The sequence below is a fragment of the uncultured Campylobacter sp. genome, assembly GCF_938030815.1.
In the GTDB taxonomy this organism is placed as follows: domain Bacteria; phylum Campylobacterota; class Campylobacteria; order Campylobacterales; family Campylobacteraceae; genus Campylobacter_B.
Window position 1 is genome coordinate 1 of record NZ_CALHII010000110.1, and the last position, 5,767, is coordinate 5,767.

5 protein-coding genes are annotated in these 5,767 nt (G+C 50.8%); 4 read left to right on the plus strand and 1 reads right to left on the minus strand.

Going from position 1 to position 5,767, the window contains the following annotated elements; all coding sequences use genetic code 11:
* From gyrA to hemE, 4 genes are all read left to right on the plus strand, one after another.
* Window positions 1-2,532 (plus strand): DNA gyrase subunit A (gyrA, locus tag Q0277_RS03870; RefSeq protein WP_297995805.1); only part of this gene is annotated, 2,532 nt, incomplete at its 5' end.
* Window positions 2,525-3,556, plus strand: coding sequence for an aspartate-semialdehyde dehydrogenase (locus Q0277_RS03875; protein WP_297995807.1), 1,032 nt, complete (start codon window positions 2,525-2,527; stop codon window positions 3,554-3,556). The genes gyrA and Q0277_RS03875, both read left to right, overlap by 8 nt.
* Before the next feature lie 305 nt (window positions 3,557-3,861).
* Window positions 3,862-4,353 (plus strand): YqhA family protein, encoded by a 492-nt coding sequence (locus Q0277_RS03880; RefSeq protein ID WP_297995809.1) that lies wholly within the window; start codon window positions 3,862-3,864, stop codon window positions 4,351-4,353.
* Window positions 4,354-4,355: 2 nt separating this feature from the next.
* Window positions 4,356-5,402, plus strand: a complete 1,047-nt coding sequence (hemE, locus tag Q0277_RS03885) for a uroporphyrinogen decarboxylase (protein WP_297995811.1) — start codon at window positions 4,356-4,358, stop codon at window positions 5,400-5,402.
* A 181-nt stretch (window positions 5,403-5,583) separates the two neighbouring features.
* Here hemE and Q0277_RS03890 read toward each other — a convergent pair.
* Window positions 5,584-5,767 (minus strand): hypothetical protein (locus Q0277_RS03890; RefSeq protein WP_297995813.1); only part of this gene is annotated, 184 nt, incomplete at its 5' end.

The window sequence follows — 5,767 nt, forward strand, 5'->3', positions numbered from 1 at the left end:
ATCGTCGGCGACGTCATCGGTAAATACCATCCGCACGGCGATATCGCCGTTTACGACGCGCTCGTGCGAATGGCACAGAGCTTTTCGATGAGAATTCCTTCCGTGGACGGACAGGGCAACTTCGGATCGATCGACGGCGACGGCGCGGCGGCGATGAGATACACCGAAGCGCGTATGACGCCGCTAGCCGAGGAGCTGCTAAAAGACCTGGATAAAGAGACGGTCGATTTCGTGCCGAACTACGACGAGAGCCTGAACGAACCCGACGTCCTGCCTGCGCGCGTGCCGAATTTACTACTTAACGGCTCGAGCGGAATCGCCGTGGGAATGGCGACGAATATCCCGCCGCACAGCCTAGACGAGCTCGTGGGCGGTCTTTTGATACTGCTTGAGAATAAAAATGCAAGCCTAGAGGAGATAATGGGCGAGATCAAGGGTCCCGATTTTCCGACCGGCGGCATAATCTACGGCAAAAAAGGGATCATCGAGGCGTATAAAACGGGCAGAGGGCGCGTTAAAATTCGCGCTAAAACCCATATCGAAAAAAAGGCTAGTAAAGACGTCATCGTAATCGACGAGCTGCCGTATCAGACAAATAAAGCGCGCCTGATCGAGCAGATCGCAGATCTCGTAAAGGAAAAGCAGATCGAAGGAATCTCTGAGGTGCGCGACGAGAGCGATCGCGACGGAATTCGCGTAGTAATAGAGCTTAAGCGCGACGCGATGAGCGAGATCGTGCTAAATAATCTATTTAAGCAAACCACGATGGAAGCGACCTTCGGCGTGATAATGCTCGCGATCGACGGCAAAGAGCCGAAGATTTTCACGCTGATAGAGCTTTTGAAGCTGTTTTTGAACCACAGAAAAACCGTCATCATCCGCCGCACGATTTTTGAGCTTCAAAAAGCGCGCGCCAGAGCGCACATCTTGGAGGGCTTAAAGATCGCGCTAGATAACATCGACGAAGTGATCGACGTGATTAGAAATTCCGCCGACACCAACGTCGCGCGCGAAAATTTAATGAGCAGATTCGGCCTTAGCGAGGCGCAATCGGGCGCGATTTTGGATATGAGGCTAAGCCGTCTAACGGGGCTTGAGCGCGAAAAGATCGAGGAGGAGCTAAAAGAAATTTTAGCCGAGATCAAGCGGCTTGATGCGATCCTAAAGAGCGAGGAGCTAATCGAAGGCATCATCAAAGATGAGCTTTTGGAGATCAAGGATAAATTCAGATGCCCGCGTATCACCGAAATCGTCGACGACTACGAGGATATCGACATCGAAGATCTCATCGCGAATGAAAATATGGTCGTTACGATCACTCATCGCGGCTACATCAAGCGCGTGCCTAGCAAGACTTACGAGAAGCAAAAGCGCGGTGGCAAGGGGCGCGTGGCGGTTACGACGTATGATGACGACTTCATCGAGAGCTTTTTTACGAGCAACACCCACGATACGCTTATGTTTATCACCGACCGCGGGCAGCTTTACTGGCTTAAAGTCTATAAAATTCCGGAGGGCTCACGCACCGCAAAGGGCAAGGCGGTAGTAAATTTAATCCAGCTCGGCGCGGACGAAAAAATCATGGCGATCATCCCTACGACCGATTTTGATCCGAGCAAGTCGCTCGTATTTTTCACTCGCAACGGCATCGTAAAACGCACGAATTTAAGCGAGTTTAAAAATATCCGCTCACTCGGCATCCGCGCCATTAGCCTAGATGAGGACGATACGCTAGTGACCGCGCTTATCGCTCCAAACAGCGCCGAGGAGATGCAAAACTACAAAGGAGGCGCCTTAAGCGGCGACGATCTGGACGGCGGCGAAGCCGAGGAAGTTTTAGAACAGACCGAGCAGGATATTTTGGAGGGAAGCGAAAATGAAATTTCAGATGAAATTTCGCAAGACGAGGGCGCGCAAGACGGCGAGCCGCAAAGCGCTAACGAAAATATGCTCTTCATCGCTACGAAAAAGGGAATGTGCCTTAAATTTAATCTAAATAAAATTCGCCAGATGGGGCGCATCGCTCGCGGCATAAAGGGTATTAAATTTAAAGAAAAAGGCGACGAGGTCATCGGCGCCGCGTTTATTTTAAGCGATATGCAAGAAATTTTAAGCGTGAGCCAAAAGGGCATCGGCAAGCGCACGACCGCGAGCGAGTATCGCCTCACAAACCGCGGCGGCAAGGGCGTCATCTGCATGAAGCTTACCAACCGCACGGGCGAGCTCATCGGCGTCGTGATGGTCGATGAGGAGATGGATCTTATGGCGCTAACCACCAGCGGAAAGATGATCCGCGTCGATATGCAAAGCATCCGCAAAGCGGGCCGCAACACCAGCGGCGTCATCGTCGTAAATGTCGAGGGCGACGACGTCGTGAGCATTGCGACCTGCCCGAAAGCCGAGGAGGGCGACGAGGGCGAAGCGGACGAGCTTGCGCAGGATGAAAATTTATTAAATTCAAATTTAGATAGCAAAGATTCGCAGAGCGACGGCCCTAGCGATGAAATTTTAAAAGGAGGAGAGGATGAGTAGTTACAATATCGCCATCGTAGGCGCTACCGGCGCCGTAGGCGAGGAGATTTTACGCGTCTTAGACGAGATGAACTTCCCCGTAAAGGACATACTGCCGCTTGCAAGCGCAAAGAGCGCGGGCGAGAAGGTGGAATTCCGCGACAAAGAATACGTCGTGAGGGAGCTAACGGACAGCACCTTCGACGAAAACGAGATCGACATCGCGTTTTTCAGCGCGGGCGGCTCCATTTCGGCGCATTACGTGCCTTTTGCTGCGGCAAGCGGCGCGGTGGTGATCGACAACACTAGTCACTTTCGCATGCAAGAAAATGTCCCGCTCGTAGTGCCCGAGTGTAATCCTCAGGATATAAAGCTGTGGAAAGAGACGGGCATCATCGCTAATCCGAACTGCTCTACCATCCAGATGGTTCAAATTTTAAAGCCGCTTGACGATGCATTTGAAATAGAGCGCGTGGACGTAAGTACCTATCAAGCCGCCAGCGGCGCAGGCAAAGAGGGCATGGAGGAGCTTGTGTTTCAGCTGCAGAAATTTTTTGAATTTAAGCTTGACGAGTGCAAACCTAAAGTTTTCGCGCATCAGATCGCGATGAATGTCATTCCACACATCGACGTCTTTTTGGACAACGACTACACCAAAGAAGAGATGAAGATGGTGAACGAAACGCAGAAAATTTTGCATAAAAACTTCGCCGTTTCGGCTACCTGCGTGCGCGTGCCGGTGCTACGCAGCCACAGCGAGGCGATCACGATAAAATTTAAAAAGGATTTTGAGATTAGTCGCGTGCGCGAAATTTTAAGAAACGCGCCTAGTATCGTGCTTGTAGACGATCCGAGCAAAAACGAATACCCGATGCCGCTGCTTTCGAGCGACACGAACGAAACCTACGTCGGTAGGCTCCGCAGGGACAATTTCGACGATAAAATTCTGCATCTTTGGTGCAGCGCCGATCAGATCCGCGTAGGAGCGGCGACAAACGCCGTGCGCATCGCGCTTCGCTGGATCGATATGCAGCAAGACAAGTAGGATAAATTTAGCATAGTTGCCGAGCCTTTGCGCGCGGATGCTGTCGCGTGCGCGGTTTCGGCGCCGAGGCCGCGCGAATAAATTTGCAAATCAACTTAGTTAAAATTTAACGCCGCGAGCTGAAATTTTGCGCCTTTAACCTGGCGCAAAATTTTAAAGACTCAAACGGACGCGACTAAATGGGGGTAAATTTACGCGATTGCAAACGAGCGTAAATTTAAACGAACACTTCGGCATAGAGTGGCTTTTAAATTTATATATCCGCTTGCGGAGCGGCTAATCCCGAATTAAAATTTAAGGAAGAAATGAAAGCTATATTTGAAAAATTTTTGCTTTGTAGTAAATCTCTAACGCTTCTGCCTGTTATTTTTTGTGTTGCGGCTAGTGCGACGATATTTGTGATGGCAAGTTATGAAATAGGCTCGGCGCTTTATAAAATCGTGGAATTTTTCCTAGCGCCGCAGAGCGAGCGAGCGCTTTACATTGGCATTTTAAGCGAAATAATAACTGCGATCGATCTGTATCTGGTCGCCATCGTGCTGCTAATCTTCGTATTTGGAATTTATGAGCTGTTTATTGACGAGTTTGTGGATCTAAATTTACAGGTTTTAAAGATCGCCTCGCTGGATGAGCTAAAACATAAACTCGGCAGCGTCATCATAATGGTGCTGGTAGTGGATTTTTTCAAGCGAATTTTGCACACCGATTTTACTACCCCTTTGGATATGCTTTTGCTCGCAGGGGCTATCTTTGCGGTTTGTTTGGCTTTGTATATTTTGAGTAAATTTAAAGGATAAAAATGGTTTTCATCGACGCATGCTTCGGCAAAGAGACCCCATACACGCCCATTTGGATGATGCGCCAGGCGGGGCGCTACCTGCCGCAATACATGGCGGTGCGCGAGAGGGCGGGCGATTTTTTGAGCCTGTGCCGCGACTACCGCGCCGCTAGCGAGGTAACGATCCAGCCCGTGGAGATTTTGGGCGTCGATGCGGCAATACTTTTTAGCGATATCTTGGTCGTGCCGATGCAGATGGGGATGGATCTGCGCTTCGAAGCGGGCGAAGGGCCGCGCTTTAGTGATCCGATCCGCTCTCAGGGCGATCTGACGCGCCTTGATCCGCAAAAGGCCGCGGCGGAGCTCGGATACGTTTATGATACGATCTCGCTTACTCGCTCTCGTCTTGCCGCGGATAAAGCGCTCATCGGCTTTTGCGGCGCGCCGTGGACGATCGCTACTTATGTGATCGAGGGCGGCGGCAGCAAAAATTACGCCGTTTGCAAAAGGATGCTCTACGAAAATCCGCAGCTTCTGCATGAAATTTTGCGCCTAGTTACGGAGGCGACGAAGCTTTATCTAGCGCGCCAGATCGGCTCGGGCGTCGATGCGGTGCAGATCTTCGATAGCTGGGCGGGCGCGCTGGAGCCGAGCGCATACGAGGAGTTTGGCTGGCGATACATCCTAGAAATCACGGAATTTTTAAAGGCGAAATTCCCGCATATCCCGCTCATCGTCTTTGCTAAGGGCACGGGCGCGCAGATGTCGCGGCTGAGCCGTATCGTAGCGCAGCGCGGCGAGGCGAGCTTTGACGTATGGGGCGTGGATTGGAGCACTCCGATTGAGCTTGCGCGCGAGCAGCTCGGGGGCAAATTTGCGCTTCAGGGCAACCTGGAGCCGATGCGGCTATACGATCGCAGCGCGATAGAATCGGGCGTGCGCGAGATTTTAACGGCGATGAAGGGTGCCGCGCATATCTTTAATCTAGGCCATGGGATTTTGCCCGACGTAAGCGTGCAAAATGCCAAATATCTGGTGGATCTGGTGCACGAGCTAAGCGCACGCTGAAACCTGATTTTGCGAGAGCTCGCTTGCAGCGCGTCGTTGTAAATTTTGTGGAGCCGTAATTTAAAATTTCATTCGCTTGTGTCGCTTGCTTTGCTTCCGTGCAATTTTTCCGCTGTCCATAAATTTTAAATTTCACGCCGCTAAAACAGCTTGCGGAATGAAAAACTCTAAATTTTAAAATTTAGCCGCAGTTTGAAATTTTATTCCGAGCGAGGATCTGAAATTCTACGCACCGTATCTGCGGCGGCGTAAAAATACTGCAAGTTTGCGAGCTAAATTTAGCCTGCGCCTTAAATTTATAGCTCGCGCGCCCTAAATTTAAGGATAAATTCAAAGCTCTAAGCTTAAAATTTCGTCGTAGCGGG